At 62.6% G+C, this 725-nt stretch carries 2 protein-coding genes and 1 pseudogene; all 3 read right to left on the minus strand.

Translation table 11 applies throughout. From position 1 onward, the window contains the following. The coding region (locus NJLHNGOC_RS16740; RefSeq protein WP_408891028.1) for a MobA/MobL family protein at positions 1–350 on the minus strand (350 nt) is incomplete at its 3' end. 14 nt (positions 351–364) lie between these two features. Then, positions 365–583, minus strand: a complete 219-nt coding sequence (locus NJLHNGOC_RS16745) for a hypothetical protein (RefSeq protein ID WP_113597117.1) — start codon at positions 581–583, stop codon at positions 365–367. 16 nt (positions 584–599) lie between these two features. After that, positions 600–725 (minus strand): annotated as a pseudogene (locus NJLHNGOC_RS16750) (MobA/MobL family protein); the annotation flags it as partial.

The following is a 725-nucleotide window of genomic DNA, read 5'->3' on the forward strand; positions in this document are numbered from 1 at the left end:
CTCTGCTGTCGGGTCAGCGCCTCCAGCGCCACATGCGGCTCGGCCAGCAACCTTTCGCCATTGCGCCGCGCGATCTCCAGATGGTCGGCAACCCGTTCAGCATCCTCCCCCCGCTCTTCCCGGCGCATCCCGGCCGGACCGATCTTGTTCTGTGGCTCAAGGTCGATCCCCTGTTCGGCAAACGACCGATGGTCGATCCGCACATCCAGGTCCAGTTCGGCCAGCCGTTCATTGGCAAGTGACGCCCACCGCTCCCGCCACGTCAGCAGCAGATCCCTGTCATTCCACGAACGCTCTTTCGCACCGAACCCGATGGAAGGCTGATCCTGCTCCAAGCCTTCATGCCGCAACCGTGCCGCTGCAATCAGTCGCGCCGTTCTTCCAGCCGCTGCAAGCGCTTCTCCAGCGTCGAGAGCTTCAGCAGGATGCCACGCTGCGTCTCCCGGATCTCTGTCAGCAGACGGATCATAAACTTGAGCGGATCGTCCTCCCCTTTCTGCTCCATCAGGTCCAGGATCCGGCGCGAGGTCGTATGCGCCCCTGCCGCCTCGTTCAGGATGCGGGATTCCGTCTCGTCTTCCATGCACAGCCTCTCCGGTTCTGACTTCGATCCGCCGCGTGGACAGCATCACATGCGCATGGGGCTTCGCCTGTCCGTCTTCGCCAATATCCCAATGCACATTGAGATCAGCCACCATGCCGCGTTCCACGAACTGCTCCCGCAC

Origin of the sequence: Novacetimonas cocois, from assembly GCF_003311635.1 — a bacterium.
GTDB lineage: Bacteria > Pseudomonadota > Alphaproteobacteria > Acetobacterales > Acetobacteraceae > Novacetimonas > Novacetimonas cocois.

Coding starts and splice junctions, on each gene's coding strand:
- NJLHNGOC_RS16745 (WP_113597117.1), bottom strand. CDS start 583: ATGGAAGACGAGACGGAATCCCGCATCCTGAACGAGGCGGCAGGGGCG.